The sequence below is a fragment of the Bacillus atrophaeus genome (assembly GCF_039519175.1).
GTDB classification, from domain to species: domain Bacteria; phylum Bacillota; class Bacilli; order Bacillales; family Bacillaceae; genus Bacillus; species Bacillus atrophaeus.
Genome location: NZ_CP154443.1, coordinates 808,453 through 823,687 on the forward strand (window position 1 = coordinate 808,453; position 15,235 = coordinate 823,687).

At 43.8% G+C, this 15,235-nt stretch carries 17 protein-coding genes; 2 read left to right on the forward strand and 15 right to left on the reverse strand.

The window, feature by feature from the left end; translation table 11 throughout:
• The first annotated feature begins 64 nt into the window (after positions 1-64).
• Complete coding sequence (cls, locus tag AAHT65_RS04160) at positions 65-1,513, forward strand: cardiolipin synthase (protein ID WP_088118145.1); 1,449 nt, start codon at positions 65-67, stop codon at positions 1,511-1,513.
• 54 nt (positions 1,514-1,567) lie between these two features.
• Here cls and AAHT65_RS04165 read toward each other — a convergent pair whose 3' ends face one another.
• Positions 1,568-2,332 (reverse strand): MerR family transcriptional regulator, encoded by a 765-nt coding sequence (locus AAHT65_RS04165; protein WP_010790188.1) that lies wholly within the window; start codon positions 2,330-2,332, stop codon positions 1,568-1,570.
• A 140-nt stretch (positions 2,333-2,472) separates the two neighbouring features.
• Between AAHT65_RS04165 and AAHT65_RS04170 the strand changes: the two genes are divergently transcribed.
• The gene (locus tag AAHT65_RS04170; protein ID WP_010790189.1) at positions 2,473-2,862 is read left to right on the forward strand and encodes a DUF5362 family protein; all 390 of its coding nucleotides are present in this window, start codon (positions 2,473-2,475) and stop codon (positions 2,860-2,862) included.
• A gap of 48 nt (positions 2,863-2,910) precedes the next feature.
• Here the strand turns inward: AAHT65_RS04170 and AAHT65_RS04175 are convergent, their stop codons facing one another.
• The 14 genes from AAHT65_RS04175 to spoIID all read right to left on the reverse strand — a co-directional run bounded on the left by AAHT65_RS04175 (position 2,911) and on the right by spoIID (position 15,049).
• Complete coding sequence (locus AAHT65_RS04175) at positions 2,911-3,552, reverse strand: NAD(P)-dependent oxidoreductase (protein ID WP_003326578.1); 642 nt, start codon at positions 3,550-3,552, stop codon at positions 2,911-2,913.
• Between the two features lie 68 nt (positions 3,553-3,620).
• The gene (locus AAHT65_RS04180; RefSeq protein ID WP_010790190.1) at positions 3,621-4,025 is read right to left on the reverse strand and encodes an Rrf2 family transcriptional regulator; all 405 of its coding nucleotides are present in this window, start codon (positions 4,023-4,025) and stop codon (positions 3,621-3,623) included.
• 141 nt (positions 4,026-4,166) lie between these two features.
• On the reverse strand, positions 4,167-5,876 hold the full coding sequence (ureC, locus tag AAHT65_RS04185; RefSeq protein ID WP_094232903.1) for an urease subunit alpha: 1,710 nt from the start codon (positions 5,874-5,876) through the stop codon (positions 4,167-4,169).
• Complete coding sequence (gene ureB / locus AAHT65_RS04190; protein WP_094232904.1) at positions 5,873-6,247, reverse strand: urease subunit beta; 375 nt, start codon at positions 6,245-6,247, stop codon at positions 5,873-5,875. The genes ureC and ureB overlap by 4 nt, the downstream gene beginning before the upstream one ends.
• Positions 6,244-6,561: an urease subunit gamma gene (gene ureA / locus AAHT65_RS04195; RefSeq protein WP_010790192.1), complete on the reverse strand. Its 318-nt coding sequence runs from the start codon at positions 6,559-6,561 to the stop codon at positions 6,244-6,246. The genes ureB and ureA overlap by 4 nt, the downstream gene beginning before the upstream one ends.
• Before the next feature lie 734 nt (positions 6,562-7,295).
• Positions 7,296-7,487, reverse strand: a complete 192-nt coding sequence (locus AAHT65_RS04200) for a CsbD family protein (protein WP_003326574.1) — start codon at positions 7,485-7,487, stop codon at positions 7,296-7,298.
• 72 nt (positions 7,488-7,559) lie between these two features.
• Positions 7,560-8,039: a hypothetical protein gene (locus tag AAHT65_RS04205; RefSeq protein ID WP_094232906.1), complete on the reverse strand. Its 480-nt coding sequence runs from the start codon at positions 8,037-8,039 to the stop codon at positions 7,560-7,562.
• A 239-nt stretch (positions 8,040-8,278) separates the two neighbouring features.
• A complete protein-coding gene (locus AAHT65_RS04210; protein ID WP_343311023.1) occupies positions 8,279-9,412 on the reverse strand; it encodes a tetratricopeptide repeat protein in 1,134 nt (377 codons plus the stop codon).
• Between the two features lie 242 nt (positions 9,413-9,654).
• Positions 9,655-10,680 (reverse strand): GTP 3',8-cyclase MoaA, encoded by a 1,026-nt coding sequence (moaA, locus tag AAHT65_RS04215; RefSeq protein ID WP_094232907.1) that lies wholly within the window; start codon positions 10,678-10,680, stop codon positions 9,655-9,657.
• A 15-nt stretch (positions 10,681-10,695) separates the two neighbouring features.
• Entirely contained in the window at positions 10,696-11,484 is a 789-nt protein-coding gene (gene fdhD / locus AAHT65_RS04220; protein WP_061669104.1) for a formate dehydrogenase accessory sulfurtransferase FdhD, read from the reverse strand.
• A gap of 101 nt (positions 11,485-11,585) precedes the next feature.
• A complete protein-coding gene (locus AAHT65_RS04225; RefSeq protein WP_003326568.1) occupies positions 11,586-11,756 on the reverse strand; it encodes a hypothetical protein in 171 nt (56 codons plus the stop codon).
• 111 nt (positions 11,757-11,867) lie between these two features.
• Complete coding sequence (locus tag AAHT65_RS04230; protein ID WP_061570917.1) at positions 11,868-12,548, reverse strand: vWA domain-containing protein; 681 nt, start codon at positions 12,546-12,548, stop codon at positions 11,868-11,870.
• Positions 12,549-12,877: 329 nt separating this feature from the next.
• Positions 12,878-13,561 carry a vWA domain-containing protein gene (locus AAHT65_RS04235; protein ID WP_003326566.1) on the reverse strand — a complete coding sequence of 228 codons (684 nt, stop codon included), beginning with the start codon at positions 13,559-13,561 and terminating at the stop codon, positions 12,878-12,880.
• A gap of 456 nt (positions 13,562-14,017) precedes the next feature.
• Positions 14,018-15,049 carry a stage II sporulation protein D gene (gene spoIID / locus AAHT65_RS04245; protein WP_063638142.1) on the reverse strand — a complete coding sequence of 344 codons (1,032 nt, stop codon included), beginning with the start codon at positions 15,047-15,049 and terminating at the stop codon, positions 14,018-14,020.
• Between the last annotated feature and the right edge of the window lie 186 nt (positions 15,050-15,235).

Here is a 15,235-nt window from a genome sequence, read left to right on the forward strand (position 1 = left end):
TGCTGTTATTCATGGAATACTAATGGCAATCATCTTGATAAATATGAATTAGCGGGGTTACAAAGTGAGTATTTCTTCCATCCTTTTAGGGCTTTTTTTCATTTTGAATATTCTTTTGGCCATCATCGTCATATTCAAAGAACGGCGGGATGCCAGCGCATCATGGGCTTGGCTGCTTGTTCTTTTCTTTATTCCCGTTTTAGGCTTTATATTATACCTATTATTCGGTCACAATCTCAGACGGAAGCATTTGTTTCAATGGGAGGATCGGAAAAAGATCGGGATCGAACAGCTGCTGAAGCATCAGCTTGAAGATTTAAAATCCAGGCAATTTCAATTCAACAACCGGGCAACCTTCGATAATAAAGATCTGATCTACATGCTTGTAATGAATAACCATGCCGTGTTCACAGAGGATAATTCAGTTGAAGTCTTAACAGACGGGCGAGATAAGTTTAAACGCCTCTTAAACGACATTTCAAAAGCAAAAGATCATATCCATTTACAATATTATATTTATAAAGGTGATGAATTAGGAAAAAAATTGCGGGATGCCCTTGTGCAAAAAGCAAAGGAAGGGGTTCAGGTCAAGGTGTTATACGATGAGCTGGGCTCCAGAACATTGCGAAAGAAGTTTTTTAAAGAGCTGCGCGAAGCGGGCGGACATGTGGAGGTCTTTTTCCCTTCAAGGTTGAGACCGATTAATTTGCGGCTGAATTACCGGAACCACCGAAAGCTTGTGATTATAGACGGGATAACAGGCTATGTCGGGGGTTTTAATGTGGGTGATGAATATCTCGGGCTGAATCCTAAATTCGGCTATTGGCGCGATACGCATATCAGGCTGCAGGGAACCGCTGTGCACGCCATCCAGACACGCTTTATTTTAGACTGGAATCAGGCGTCTCATCGTCATACCATTACCTATATGCCAAACCACTTTCCGGAATGTGAGCCGAAAGGGAACGTCGGAATGCAAATTGTGACAAGCGGGCCTGATTCTGAATGGGAGCAAATCAAATACGGTTATATCAAAATGATTTCAACCGCTAAACATTCCATTCTGATTCAAACACCCTATTTTATTCCTGACGCAAGCTTGTTGGACGCTTTAAAAATCGCCTGTCTTTCAGGCATTGACGTCAAAATCATGATTCCGAATAAACCTGATCACGCGTTTGTTTACTGGGCCACTCTTTCAAACGTCGGCGATCTCTTAAAAGCCGGGGCTTCCATATATATTTATGATAATGGCTTTATACACGCAAAAACGATTGTAGTGGATGATGAGGTCGCTTCAGTCGGCACGGCCAACATCGACGTGCGAAGCTTCAGGCTGAATTTCGAGGTGAACGCCTTCATTTATGACGTCACGATCGCAAAAAATTTGATCGCTTCTTTCAAAGAGGATCTGCTTGTCTCCAGAAAATTAACGTATGAGGAGTACCAGCAGCGTTCCTTATGGATCCGCATCAAAGAGGCAGTATCACGTCTGTTATCTCCCATTTTATAAGCGGCGCTTTCCCCGGACTTTGTGTCCGGGGATTTTTTTGAACTCACACTCAGCCTATTTTTCCGCATTGTCGCAATAAATGATAATTGCTTCGCGAAGAAAAGCGGCGAGGCCAGGTCCGTATTTGTTAATATTGTCAGTAAACCGCTGATCGCTTACATACAGATTGCCCAGTCCTCTGAAAATATCCAGTGTGCATTCATAAAAGTGCTTACTAATATGATTCCGGAAATCTTCTACTGCAGCCTGTGCTTGCGGATCACCCGGTCCGGCAGCCATTGTTCCGGCGATCCGCTCATAAATTCCATTCCATTCTGACATCATCATCGCCCACTCATCTTTCGTATAAGCGGCCATTTTTTTCTCTGTTTGATCTACAATCTCTGTTCCGTATAACGCTCTTGCTTCTTCCGTATATTTCTTTTGATGGTCTTCAATGTCCTTCATGCTGAGGCCGGCAAACAGGTCCTGCTTACTCATAATTTCTCTGCCTTCAATTGCCGCCATGGTTCTTTCCACCGTTTGAATCATATTCTCAAGCCTTAGTTTCTTCTTTAAAAGAATCTCCTTTTGAGATCGGAGCGCAGCCTCCCGATTAAATTCCGGGTGGTCTATCATTTTTTTGATTTCCTCTAAGCGAAAACCAATTTCTCTGAAAAATAAAATTTGCTGCAGCCGTTCTAGATCGGCATCACTGTACTGGCGATACCCTGACTCAGTAACCGACGCGGGTTTTAACAGCTGAATATGATCATAGTGATGAAGTGTCCGAATACTGATACCGGTCATATCGGCCACTTCCTTAACTTGATAAAGCAATTTCCTCACCTCCTTAATAAATCCTAAACTATTACGTTGCGTGAAAGTCAATGAGAAAAAACCACATTCTTTATACAAAAGCTGTCACAAATGGTGTATAAAAGAAAAGTAACGAATTTTTGTAAAGGTGTGTGAATCGATTGAAGTCTGAGCTGGTGAACAAATCCCTTTCTATCATCGCCAAATGGGGAAAGGCGACAGGAATTCTATTTATTATTATGGGCGCTTTAGCCGCGCTGTCAGGGGCCTTCTTTTTCATTATTGGCGCAGCGCCGGGCGTTTTGCAAATCATTGCGGGAGTCTTTCTCTTGCGTTCAGCAAAAGAAGCTGCCAAAATGCTTGAGCAGCTTGACGATAATGCCGAGGAAATCATGCTTGAAAATTACGCAAAATTTGTGAAAATGCAAGGGATTTATTTAATTGTCAGCATCGTGCTTTCCATTCTTGTGATGGTTGCGGTGTTCGTATTTATGATGCTGGGAATTGCTGACGGATTGTTTAATGAGTACGATTATCAATATTATGAGTAAATTGAAAAAAACCGGATCGCGGCTTGAAGCCGTGTCCGGTTTTTTTCTTTATTCCGCTTCTCCTACTGCTGTGAAGCGCTCGTTTTGATGGGAAGGATGTTCAAGCTCATCAAGAACGGCAATCGCATAGTCGGCATAGCTGATGTAGCTGTCACCTTTTGAGTTCACGATCAAATGGTCTTTCCCTTTTTTATATGATCCTGTGCGTTTTCCTTCAGCGTCAAATATCGCTGCCGGGCTGAAGAATGTCCAGGAAATAGAATCTGTGTTTTGGAGATCTTCCAGATTTTTTCCTTGGTTAGCGGCTGTCGGAACATATTCTTTCGGGAATTCCGGTGTGTCAATCAGACGTGTTGTTTTAGCTTCATCCACAAAAAGGCTTCCCGCGCCTCCAACGACAAATAATCTTGTATCTTGAGCGTCTTTACTTATGCTGATTAACGCTTTTCCTGCATCCACATGAAGGTGCTCCTGCCCCGGCGCTGCACCGAAAGCATTCACAATGACGTCAAATGGCTTTATATCAGCAGCCGTTAAATCGAACACGTCTTTTTCCAATACAGCGATTCCTTGTTCTTTCACCTTTGATGCGTTTCTTACAATTGCCGTTACGTCATGGCCCCGGTCTTTCGCTTCTTTTAAAATAAGGCTTCCTGCTTTTCCGCTTGCTCCGATAATTCCAATTTTCATAACTGATTCCTCCTATAAATTAAATTGTAACAAAATAAGTTACACGTTAGCGGTGTGAAGTCATCCCTTTATAAAAAGAGATGATTCATTACATCATTTAATGACTTGCTTGCCAGTTCATCCTCCATTGCTTTTTGCACGCTTTCAAAGGTTTCATCTAATGCGCATTGAATCCTTTTGCCGACTGGGCATTTTGGATTCGGATTATCATGAACCGCAAATAATTCTTCCTGTTTCTGAACGGCGCGATACACTTCCAATAGGGAAATGTCTGCCGGGTCCTTCTTGAGGCTGGCCCCGGGCACGCCTGCGCGCGATGTGAGAATATCAGCTTTTTTCAGCAGGCTGATCATTCTTCGGACAACAACCGGATTGGTATTCACACTATCTGCAATGATCTCTGAAGATGCTTTTTCATCCACAGAAATAATGGATAAAATATGGATGGCAACGGCAAGACGGCTGTTAATCATGTTTTTTCACCACCGTTGTAACCATTGTAGTTACATTTAATTCGTTTGTCAACATATAATATACACCAAAAGACAGCCAAACGTGCAACGTTTTTAGAAATCAAAAAAGACGGCCGAAGAGAGTCCGGCCGTTCGCTGTGATTAAAATAAGAAATATCTTTGCCCGAGCGGAACATAATCGACAGGCTGGCATGACAGCTCTTCTCCGTCAGCGAACACTTGATAGGTTTTCGGATCGACTTCGATTTTAGGCATAGCGGCATTGAGCTTCATGTCCATCTTGCTCAGCTTACGAATGTTTCGAACCGGAGAAATCATTTTTTCTAAACCGAGGCTTTCCGGCACTCCTTTATCAATCCCTGCTTGAGACATAAAAGTAATGGACGTGGAGCGGTTGGCTTTTCCGTAAGAAGCGTACATCCGGCGCATAAACACTGGCTCCGGAGTCGGAATGGACGCGTTCGGATCGCCCATTTGCGCGCGGGCGATCATGCCGCCCTTTAAGACTAATTCAGGCTTTACTCCGAAGAATACCGGGTCCCAAAGCACAAGGTCGGCTAGCTTTCCTTTTTCGACTGACCCGACTTCATGGCTGAGGCCGTGGGTAATCGCCGGATTTACTGTGTATTTCGCAATATAACGTTTGGCGCGGACGTTGTCATTGCCGTTTTCTCCGGCTAGGGCCCCGCGCTGTTTTTTCATTTTATCCGCTACCTGCCATGTCCGGATAATGACTTCACCGATCCGTCCCATCGCTTGTGAATCGGAGGACGTCATACTGATCGCGCCGATATCGTGCAGAATATCTTCCGCGGCAATTGTGGCGGCTCTTATTCTCGAATGGCTGAATGCCACATCCTCAGGCACTTTGGCGTCTAAATGATGACAAACCATCATCATATCCAGATGCTCATCCATCGTATTGACCGTGTAAGGTATGGTCGGTGTGGTGGATGACGGAAGAATATTCGCATAGGAAGCGAGTTTCATAATATCAGGGGCGTGTCCTCCTCCCGCCCCTTCAATATGGTATGTATGAATGACACGGTCCCCGATCGCCTCAAGTGTGTTTTCTAAGAAACCTGCTTCGTTAATCGTGTCAGTATGAATCGCCACCTGAATATCGGCGTCCTCGACCACCTCCATGCAGGTTTTGATGGCGCTCGGCGTCGTGCCCCAGTCTTCATGAAGCTTCAGGCCGATAGCACCCGCTTCAATTTGCTCGATAAGCGGCGCTTTGCTGGAAGCATTCCCTTTTCCTAAAAACCCGACATTAATCGGAAATTCCTCAGCGGCTTCCAGCATACGCGCCATATACCAGGCTCCGGAGGTACAGGTTGTCGCCTTGCTGCCCGTTGCCGGACCTGTTCCGCCCCCGAGAAGTGTTGTCACACCTGAAGATAGGGCGACTTCCATTTGCTGCGGACAAATAAAGTGAATATGAGTATCGACCCCTCCGGCCGTTAAAATCTTTCCTTCACCTGAAATGACTTCGGTGCCGGCTCCAATGATCATATGGGGATCGACACCGTCCATGATATCAGGGTTGCCGCTTTTTCCAACGCCTACAATACGTCCGTCCTTTATACCGACATCCGCTTTGACAATGCCGGTATAATCCAAGACGACAACGTTTGTAATGACCAAATCAAGAGCGCCGTCTTTTGCCGTTATCCGGCCGTTTTGCCCCATTCCGTCACGAATCGTTTTTCCGCCGCCGAAAACCATTTCTTCCCCGTAAATGGTGAAATCTTTTTCTACTTCTATCCATAAATCCGTATCTCCGAGTCTTATTTTATCCCCCGTTGTCGGACCGAACAGCTCAGCGTATTGCCTGCGTGTCATTTTCATCGGATAACCCCCTCCAGCCAGCCGGCTTTATTAAGGTTTGATAAGGTTTTTTCCTTTCCTCTTTCATCCATATACGTATCAGCCATTCCGTTTAGGCCTCGCACCGCTTTTCGTCCGCCAATCGAAACGAGGGTGACGGTTTTTTCTTCCCCCGGCTCTATTCGGACCGACGTTCCTGAAGGGATATCAAGGCGCATGCCGATGGCTTGTTCCCGGTTAAACGACAAGGTCCCGTTTGCTTCGGCAAAGTGAAAATGTGAACCGACCTGAATCGAACGTGATCCGTTATTTTTCACTAACAGCTCTTGTGTATCCCGCCCTTCATTAATGGTGATGGTTCCTTCTGCAATCTGAAAAGCACCCGGCTTCATGACTTCACCTCCGCAGCAATCGGCTGATGCACAGTGACAAGTTTTACGCCGTCCGGGAATGTTGCTTCCACTTGAATGCTCTCAAGCATGTCCGGCACGCCTTCCATGACGTCTTTTTCCGTTAACACATGCCGGCCGGCTTCCATCAGCTCTGCCACTCCTCTGCCGTCACGCGCGCCTTCCATGATATAACAGGTCAAATACGCGGCCGCTTCAGGATAATTCAGCAGCACCCCTCGCGCCTTCCGCTGTTTTGCCAGCTCTCCCGCTGCAAAAATGAGCAATTTCTCTTGTTCAACCGGTGTTAATTTCATCTGTTGTCCTCCTTATTGATTATTTATAAAGCGGCTGTCGCAGGAATGAATCTCCGGAACCATGCAGACAGGGCATCATCTTCCTTTCGCGGAACCTGACTCATACGATAAGATGGCGCTCAAAGCGCTTCGCCGTGTCTTCGCTGCACCTGATTCCTTCCTTGGTTCATCAACTAAAATCATTTTCGGGCTGCCTATCAGCGCTCTCGCAATTACAAGCTGCGGTTACTGCCCTCCGCTTAAATCGCCGCCTTTCCGATCAATCATCTCTTTCAAAACAGAAAATATTGAAAAATGTCTTCCCTTACCTGTTCCGTCCGGTCTTTTCTTGACAGAGGTTCTTCTCCTAATAAGAGGTTGTACCGAACGGTTAAAGAGGGGAATATACGCGATTCCTGCTTTTGCCCTTTTTTCTGTTTTCAATGTTGAACAAACGTTTGATTAAAGCGGATCTTTCCATGTCTGGCGGGGGGACAGGCCCATAATCGTTTTCAGCAAAGTAAATTTGCCGATCCCGTTTCTCCTTCAAACAGCTGCGATCCGCCTCGGGCCAACCTGGATGCTGCCTATGTTATAAAATGATGTAACTATTATATACGACAAAGACGACAATTCAATGAATTTTTAAAAAATTTAGATATATTAACCAAATGAACAATAATTTTTGTTACATTTACTACCACTTGTTGAAATGCATAAAAAAGACTGGAAACCTAAGTTTCCAGTCTAATCGTTTACTTATCTTCGCTGAGTTTATCCTTTGTCTCACCGACGCCTTTTTGAATGCTGCCTTTGGCTTTATCCTTTTTCCCTTCAGCCTGCATGTCTGCTTTGTTTGTCATGTCGCCGACTTTGTCCTTCATTTCACCTTTGGCTTTGTTTGCTCCGCCTTTTACTTTATCTTTTAAACCGTTGTCTTTACTCATGTTTTTCATCTCCTATCTTTTATTTGTGTACTTGTTATGTTCCCCTTCCTATCTGAACTAAACATTTCAATGTTAATTGTGTATTTCATATCGTTCTCCGTAACGGAGGACCTTATAGATAGCCAGCCCGTCAGACAGTTTTTTTTCTGAATACCTGACCGGCAGCAGAGCGAAAAATATATAATAGGTGGAAAAGTAGACAAATTGATAAAAAAACATATTCGGCTCCAATACACTGTTTAAGATGAGCAAGTTGACCGTGAAAATTGAGATGAAATTAAATAGACAGCCCCCTCCGTACACGAGCGCGTTCGAGAAGCGATTATCTATTTTGAGGTTTCCAAATTGGCAGAAAGAGTCTACAAAATAGATACGCCGTACCCGAATCGGCCCTATTTTAAATAATTTCTTTCCCATGCCAATATCCAAAGACGCTTTGCCGCCAAAAATAAATGCCATAAAGCTGTGCCCCGCAACATGAGTGACAGAAACAAGCGGCAGAACAATCAAGAAAGACCAAAAAAACTTCCAAATATCATTAAAACCAAACATGAAATTCCTCCTTGCCCAACTATCCTATGAGAATCGGCCGCACACAGCTTCCGCCATTTCATGCTTGAATCGAAAACAGAAACCGCAGCGTCACATCCTTTAGCATACATTGATTTGAAATACTGCTTTTAGCGGTTTTATTCCTGTTCCCCCCAAATTTAAACGTCCCGATGCGCCCAAAAAAAATAACCATCTGGATTCAGATGGTTTGCCAAAGTCTATGCTGATTCAGATGCCGGTTACACTTCATACAAACATTCTCCCTTTTGGATTTGCACTCTGGTGCTGACGGCTTTTTCATAAAATAGCATCGCTTCTTTATAGTTGTTACGCTGGCTGTGGTATTTTGCCGCCTCCAACGCAAATTCTTCTATATACACGTACAATAATTTATCTTCCATATAGTCAAACACATTTTGGAGCATATCATGATTTACCGATTCTATGTATAACGCTTGCAAAAATTTATATTTCTCCAAGCTGAACCGGTCGTTTCTTTGCTGTGCAATGGCAACTCCTTTTTCATAATATAGCATCGCATTTGGAGTGTCTTTTTTCTTAAAGAGGACGTGCGTCAAGCTGAATAATAACTTAGGAAACTGCTCCAGCTGGTTTTCTTCAAACACAGGAAGCGCCTTTTTAAAATATTCGGCAGAGCGGTCAAGCTCTTCTTTGTCAAAATAACAATTGCCGATATTGAAAAGTGCGGAGCCGATCAAACGAGGCTGTCCTTCCAATTGCGCCAGACGCAAAGCATCATCTAAGTGTTCCAGCGCTTTTTCATGTTTTTTATAATCGATGTAGTTGCCTGAAATGACAAAATGGCATTGAATTCTCCGCACTCTGTAGAACTCGTTGGATTGATAGGTTTCGAGCGCCTGAATGGCATGATTCATAGAGAAGTGCGTCTGTTTCATCATATAAAAAACTTCTGCCACTTTAAAATGGAATTCCGCTCTTTCAATTTCATCCTCTACATACGCAAGCAGCTTTTCCGCTTTCCGATAAAAGGATATGGCCGATACGTAATTATTCTGCTCAAATTCGTACATTCCCCTGAACAAATTAAAGTAGTATTCGGACAAACCTGAAATGCCGTCTGACCTGCTTTCTATTGTTTTCAGCAGTTCACAGTATTGGCCCTCAGATTCCTCACTTAAGTCCGGCTCTACATAATCCAGCATGATTTGATGGCGATAGCTGATCAACTGATAATAAAGCAATAAAAGCTGATCTTCCTCCATGTTCTGTATATCCTGATCGATCTCTTCCTTCAGTCTGATGGCATCTGCCACATTGAATGTTAATATATCCTTATACCACTTATTGATTTTCACTCCTACTTGAGACGACGGAATCTCTTTTGTGGCCATGCCCCTTTCACAACCTTTTCTATTTTCTGTTAGTACTATTTTATCATATTGTATGGCTTTAGAATCATGTGATCCTCACATATTCGGTGAATCAGCCCTACTTTATCTATAGATTTCGGTGTGTCTCCTGTTTTTCTGCTTGATGCAGTTTATTCATTTCCCATTGTTAAATAAAAAAGCTTGCCGGCAATGTCCGCTGACGGATTGCCGGTAAGCTTTTTTCTCATGATGCACGTGTTTTTTTAACCGCCGATATAAGACATTTCCACTTTCTTTTTGCCGTTCGGCTTTGAAAGCGTGCGGTCGATTGAATATTGATCAGTTCGATTTCTCCATACAGAACCGATCGCATCCGTCAGCTCTTGATCAGACAAGCCGTTTCGCACTAGCTCCCGGATATCGTAGCCGCTTGCCGCAAATAAGCATGTAAACAACTCTCCTCTTGCGGACAGCCGCGCCCGGTTACAGGAAGCGCAGAACGCGTCTGACACAGATGAAATCACGCCTATCTCGCCTGAACCGTCGAGATAACGGAATCTTGAAGCGACTTCTCCCGTGTAATTGGCTTCGATCGGTTCCACGGGCATGTTTTGTTGAATGATATCAATAAGTTCAGCCTTCGTGATAACGTCTTTTTTGTTCCATTGGTTCGTATTGCCGACATCCATAAATTCAATAAACCGAAGGATGTGGCCCTTTTCTTTAAAATAGCGGGCCATCGGCAGAATATCCTTTTCATTCACGCCTTTTTGGACGACCATATTCACCTTAATGCCCAGACCGGCCTGTTTCGCCGCCTCTATGCCTTCAAGCACCTTGCTGACCGAGACACCGCGGCCGTTAATCGCTTTGAAACGCTCGTCCTCTAAAGAATCGAGGCTGACGGTGACTCTGTGCAGTCCCGCGTTTTTCAGCTTTTCCGCATAGACCGGAAGCAGCGAGCCGTTTGTTGTCATGGCAATATCCCGGACCCCTGGAATCCGCGCAAGTTTTTTGATGAGTTCCGGCATATCCTTTCTCATGAGGGGCTCTCCTCCGGTTAGGCGGATTTTTTCCACCCCGAACCGGCTGACAAACAGCTTCGCAAGCCGCTCCAATTCTTCAAAGGAAAGCAGCTCCTCTTTTTTTAAAAACGGATAATCCGGTCCAAACAATTCAGCAGGCATACAGTACGTGCATCTGAAGTTGCAGCGGTCGGTGACAGAAATACGAAGATCTCTGAGCGGCCTGTCTCTTTTGTCTAACACCTGGCGCGTTTCTGTAATCATTAGCCAAACCCCTTTCTATATCCCGACTCGCTCAGGATGAGTATATACATTAAACGATCCGTTTCGGACAAACCCAATCGCCGTGATGTTTAGTTCTTCCGCCATTTGCAGCGCGAGTTCAGTCGGAGCGGATTTGGAAATCACAATGGATACGCCGATTTTGGCGGCTTTCAATAATACTTCTGATGATATTCTGCCGCTGAACACAATAAGCTTGTCACGGACGGACATTCCATTTAGTAAGCAATGGCCGTATAATTTATCAAGCGCATTGTGCCTTCCGATATCCGTACGCATCAATAGCAGCTGATCCGTATCACAAAGCGCGGCATTATGGACGCCGCCTGTCTCCTGGAAGGTTCCGCTTCCGCTTTGCATTTCCTTCATTAAAGCCAAACATGCCTCCGGAGATATTTTGATTTGGCTGACCGCCGTTTTCGCCGTTTTGACATCCTGCTGAAAGTAAAAATGTCGCCCTTTCCCGCAGCATGAGCCAATCACCCGCTTCGTATAGTCCTTTTGCTCTAACGTCTCCGGATGAGTGAGATCAACATATGCAAATCCGAGACTTTCATCTATTGTAAACCGTTTAATCTCTTTTTCAAATCGGATGACCCCTTCTGACGCCAAAAATCCGATAACAAGTTCCTTTACATGATCCGGCGTGCAGACCAGCGTGACAAATTCACGGCCGTTGAGCATCACAGTTAATGGATACTCCGTGACCATTTGATCCGTCCGCCTTTTCATTTCCCCATTTTCATAATGCATAATCTCCCTGACCGCTGTTACCCTATCTTTCAACTTCTTCCCCTCCACATGATCCTTCCTCTATATTTTTTCACACTCATTCCATTTTGTCGAATGTCCAATCCAAAGAAAAAAGAGCCCCCTAAAAGGACTCTTTACGTTTGTTTATGGCGGTTTTTGCTGATCATTGTGAATAAAATAACTGCGGCTATCAGAGTCAGAACGCTGACGAAAAGAAATGCCGCAAGTTTTAAAAAGATACCGAGTAATACAAATGCCACGGTGGCGAGAATAAGAATAAGTCCTATCGGTTTTAATAATCCCATACTGTCATCCCCTTTTTGTCCTATCATTCCCCCGCAGACCCTTTTTAAAACAATGTCTGAAAACCTTCATTATCTATGAAAAAAAGCGCCGCCACGGCGCCTTTTTTACCTTTATTCTTCTGTGAATTTTTGAGCTTCGTTTTCCCAAGCCTGTTCGAATTCTTCTGCGTTTTTAGCTGAGATATATTCTCCGCCGCCCGCAACGGCCGCTTGTTTCATTTCTTGATTTCCTTTTACGTCAAAGTTGAAGCCGATAATGTTCACGATCGTGTCCACATTCGCTTCACGAAGCTTTTCAATTTCTTTCGCCGGATCTCCGCCGCATGTTTCTTCACCGTCAGTGATTAGGTAAACGACATTTTTCCCTTCAGCGTTCACTTTTTGAAATTCTTCTCTCGTATCAGAAAGCGCTTTTGCAATCGGCGTCCATCCTGTAGGATTGATTTGGCTGAGGGCATTATTAAATAGCGAGCCTTCATAAGGATGCAATCCGTAAATGGTTTCCGTTGTGCTGCATGAAAGAGCCTTGCCTGACAGCTTATTGTTACCTTCATGGCCAAAGACGCGAAGCATCAGATTTGTATTTTCAGGCAGCAATTCCGCAAAAGACTTCACCGATTTTTTGGCAACGTCTATTTTGCGTTCTCCTCCTGTTTTTTGGACCATGCTTCCGCTTCCATCAAATAAAACGGCTACATTTGTGTCAGGGGTTTTCTTCTCAGCCGCAAACGACGGAGAAGCCAGTGAGACTGTCAAAAGGCCTACAATTCCAGCAGTTAACATTTTTTTCATCACGCATCTTCCTTTCTTTTTCATATTTTGTATCCAAAAACATTTTGGATTCTCCTTTATGCTAGAATACGAAAAAGTAAAAAGATATAGGGCTAGCTGCCTCTTATGTATGTTCATATCTAATTTCAAAAACGTATTGATAGAGCTGTTTTTTGGACGTTTCAACCTAAAAAGTATAGACAGGAAATGACAAGATTGATGCTTTTTACGTTTATGTGCTGTCAAGTCAGCGTTAAACTGATTCTATAATACAGGTCGCCGGTTTTTTGTTTTTGAATATTTTGTTAAAAACCCCTGAAAAAAGGAGCCTTTTTCGGCTCCCATTTTGCTTATTTCGCTAATTTAATAGATTCCGCCTTGAAAATTTGCTTAATGTCACTTTGGCTGGATGCCGGGAAGTACTCTCCGCCGCCCACTTTTGCAATGGCGTTAAGCTGCCCTTTGTAGCCTTCCTTAAAGTCAAATCCGATCACATTGACAGTAATATTATGCTTATGAAGTTCTTTTGCTGTTTTAATAGGATTGCCTCCGCAAGTTTCTTCACCATCTGTTAAAAGATAGACAACATTCTCGCCTTTTTTATCAAGCTGATCGAAAGAAGACTTCGCCTCGTTCAACGCTTTTGCAATCGGTGTCCAGCCAGTCGGCCCGATTGTGTTGAGAGAATTACGGAAGCTTTGCTCGTCAAAACCTTGAAAGCCGTATACGTTGCGAATGGCTTCACATGATTGGACTTTTCCAGAGTTTTTATTGTTTCCTTCTGATCCAAATACACTCATTTTCACTTGAGAGTCTGTCGGAAGAGATTTGGCAAACTGAAAAATTTCCTTTTTCGCCAAATTAAATTTTGATACGCCATCTATTCTTTTCGCCATGCTGCCGCTCGCATCAAGTAAGACTGCCACATTTGTATCCGGTTTTGCAGCCGGCACTTTTTGTTCTGCAGCGAAAGCAGGTGAAGCTACTGATAAAACCAAACCGACCATCATTAGTAGAGAAAATCTTTTTTTCATATCTATGCTCCTTATCATCTTTCATTCTGTGAAGGCGTTCAACGTTGAACACAACAACCTAATCGTAATCGACATACACACAGAAATAAATAGGGCGGGCTTCCCCATTCCCGCTGTTTACTTTCACATAGATATGGGCGCTTCTATTAGTGATTTCCGCCTAATGAAAGGGCTAAAAAACGAGTTTGTCCGCCTTTAGGCTTTCGTTATATGAGTCCCTCGACGCTCGATCAGAAAAATACACGGTATGTGGATGTCTTTTCCACTTTAAAGCAACAGCAGTTCGGCAGGTTCTTTCATTCATCTTATGCAAAAAGAAATCAGCTCAAAGATTTATCTCACATACGGCATGTTATATGTCTGCCATAGAATAGCCGAAGGCCCTGTAAATCTTTATCAAGCCGCAGCGGATATGATTTTTCCCATATAAAAAAAAGACGCTTGAAGCAAGCGTCTTTATTTCTTAGCCATATACTTATTTAAAAACCCGTCAGCTTCAGAAATAGCCGTACCCTGATAATAGTACTTTACAATTTCATCGGCCGTCTTTCCTTCTTTAGCCATGTAATTGGCGCCATACTGGCTCATGCCGACTCCGTGCCCGAAGCCTTTGGTTGTCACGGTAATCTTGTCTCCGCTCCGCTTCCATTCAAAATCAGCGGAATTGAGGCCGAGCTTCTCCCGTATGTCTCTTCCCTTCAGCTTCTTGCCATTAATCACTGCTGAAGCTACCTGGTGCCCCGGGGTCTCCTCGGTAATCTGCCCCACCGTGTTTTGCCCCGTTAGCTGAACGCCAAGCTTTTGCTGAAATTCGGCAACAGTAAAGGTTTTGCTGGCAAGATACTTAGGCGACTTTTTGTCCCAAGAGCTTTTCACACTTTTTAAATAAGGGATCGCACTTGTCCAATAAGCCTCAGCATTTTCAGTATAACCGTTGCTTGTGGAAAAAAAAGACGCTTCAATCGGTTTATCATCGTACGTTAAAATCTTGCCTTGCGTGCCGGCAACAGCCTCTGTAATTTTCTTCAGGTTTTGCGTGTAGCTTGATCCCCATTGCTTTTTCAGCTCGTCCTTGCTTTTATAGACTTGAAACATTTGCGTATCGTCCACAAGCGAGCCTTTTGGCGCTTTTACTGCTGAGTTTGAAACCATCAGTCTTACAATAAAAGTTCTTGCTGCAAGAGACTGAGCCTTCAATGCTTCCATTTCAAATTTTATCGGCATTTCCGAGGCGACAACTCCGATGACATACTCTTCAAGAGGAATATCTTCTACAGATTGATGCGCCGTTCGATAGACAGGAATAGAAACCGGTGACTTTTTCAATGTTTCCGCTCCTTTTGACTCCCTCTGTGAGCCTGCTGTTGGTTGTTTGACTTCTTCTGATACCGCTGCCCCTCTTTCATTTTGAAACGGTATGACAAGGAGCGTAGGGATTAAGAGAATCAATACACATAGTCCGGATAGTGTGATTACGAAAGGTTTCATATTTAGCGGCCTCCTGCTTGAGATTCGACTCTACTTCATCTTATGGGCAGGGACAAGCTAATATGACTCTCCTTTTGGACATGAACTTTTATTTGTTTTTATAGTTTTCACGTATTCTTTTTTCAGCATTTGTGCATAATGATGATAATAAACTCATTTTATAAAAGAATAAAAAAGCCAGTATGC

Bases quoted from the DNA above. Each gene is read 5' to 3' on its own strand.
- AAHT65_RS04175 (WP_003326578.1), bottom strand. From the start codon at position 3,552: ATGAAAATTGGAATTATCGGAGCAAGCGGAAAAGCAGGAAGCCTTATT.
- AAHT65_RS04180 (WP_010790190.1), bottom strand. From the start codon at position 4,025: ATGATTAACAGCCGTCTTGCCGTTGCCATCCATATTTTATCCATTATT.
- ureC (WP_094232903.1), bottom strand. From the start codon at position 5,876: ATGAAAATGACACGCAGGCAATACGCTGAGCTGTTCGGTCCGACAACG.
- ureB (WP_094232904.1), bottom strand. From the start codon at position 6,247: ATGAAGCCGGGTGCTTTTCAGATTGCAGAAGGAACCATCACCATTAAT.
- ureA (WP_010790192.1), bottom strand. From the start codon at position 6,561: ATGAAATTAACACCGGTTGAACAAGAGAAATTGCTCATTTTTGCAGCG.
- AAHT65_RS04200 (WP_003326574.1), bottom strand. From the start codon at position 7,487: ATGAGTAAAGACAACGGTTTAAAAGATAAAGTAAAAGGCGGAGCAAAC.
- AAHT65_RS04205 (WP_094232906.1), bottom strand. From the start codon at position 8,039: ATGTTTGGTTTTAATGATATTTGGAAGTTTTTTTGGTCTTTCTTGATT.
- AAHT65_RS04210 (WP_343311023.1), bottom strand. From the start codon at position 9,412: ATGGCCACAAAAGAGATTCCGTCGTCTCAAGTAGGAGTGAAAATCAAT.
- moaA (WP_094232907.1), bottom strand. From the start codon at position 10,680: ATGATTACAGAAACGCGCCAGGTGTTAGACAAAAGAGACAGGCCGCTC.
- AAHT65_RS04225 (WP_003326568.1), bottom strand. From the start codon at position 11,756: ATGGGATTATTAAAACCGATAGGACTTATTCTTATTCTCGCCACCGTG.
- AAHT65_RS04230 (WP_061570917.1), bottom strand. From the start codon at position 12,548: ATGAAAAAAATGTTAACTGCTGGAATTGTAGGCCTTTTGACAGTCTCA.
- AAHT65_RS04235 (WP_003326566.1), bottom strand. From the start codon at position 13,561: ATGAAAAAAAGATTTTCTCTACTAATGATGGTCGGTTTGGTTTTATCA.
- spoIID (WP_063638142.1), bottom strand. From the start codon at position 15,049: ATGAAACCTTTCGTAATCACACTATCCGGACTATGTGTATTGATTCTC.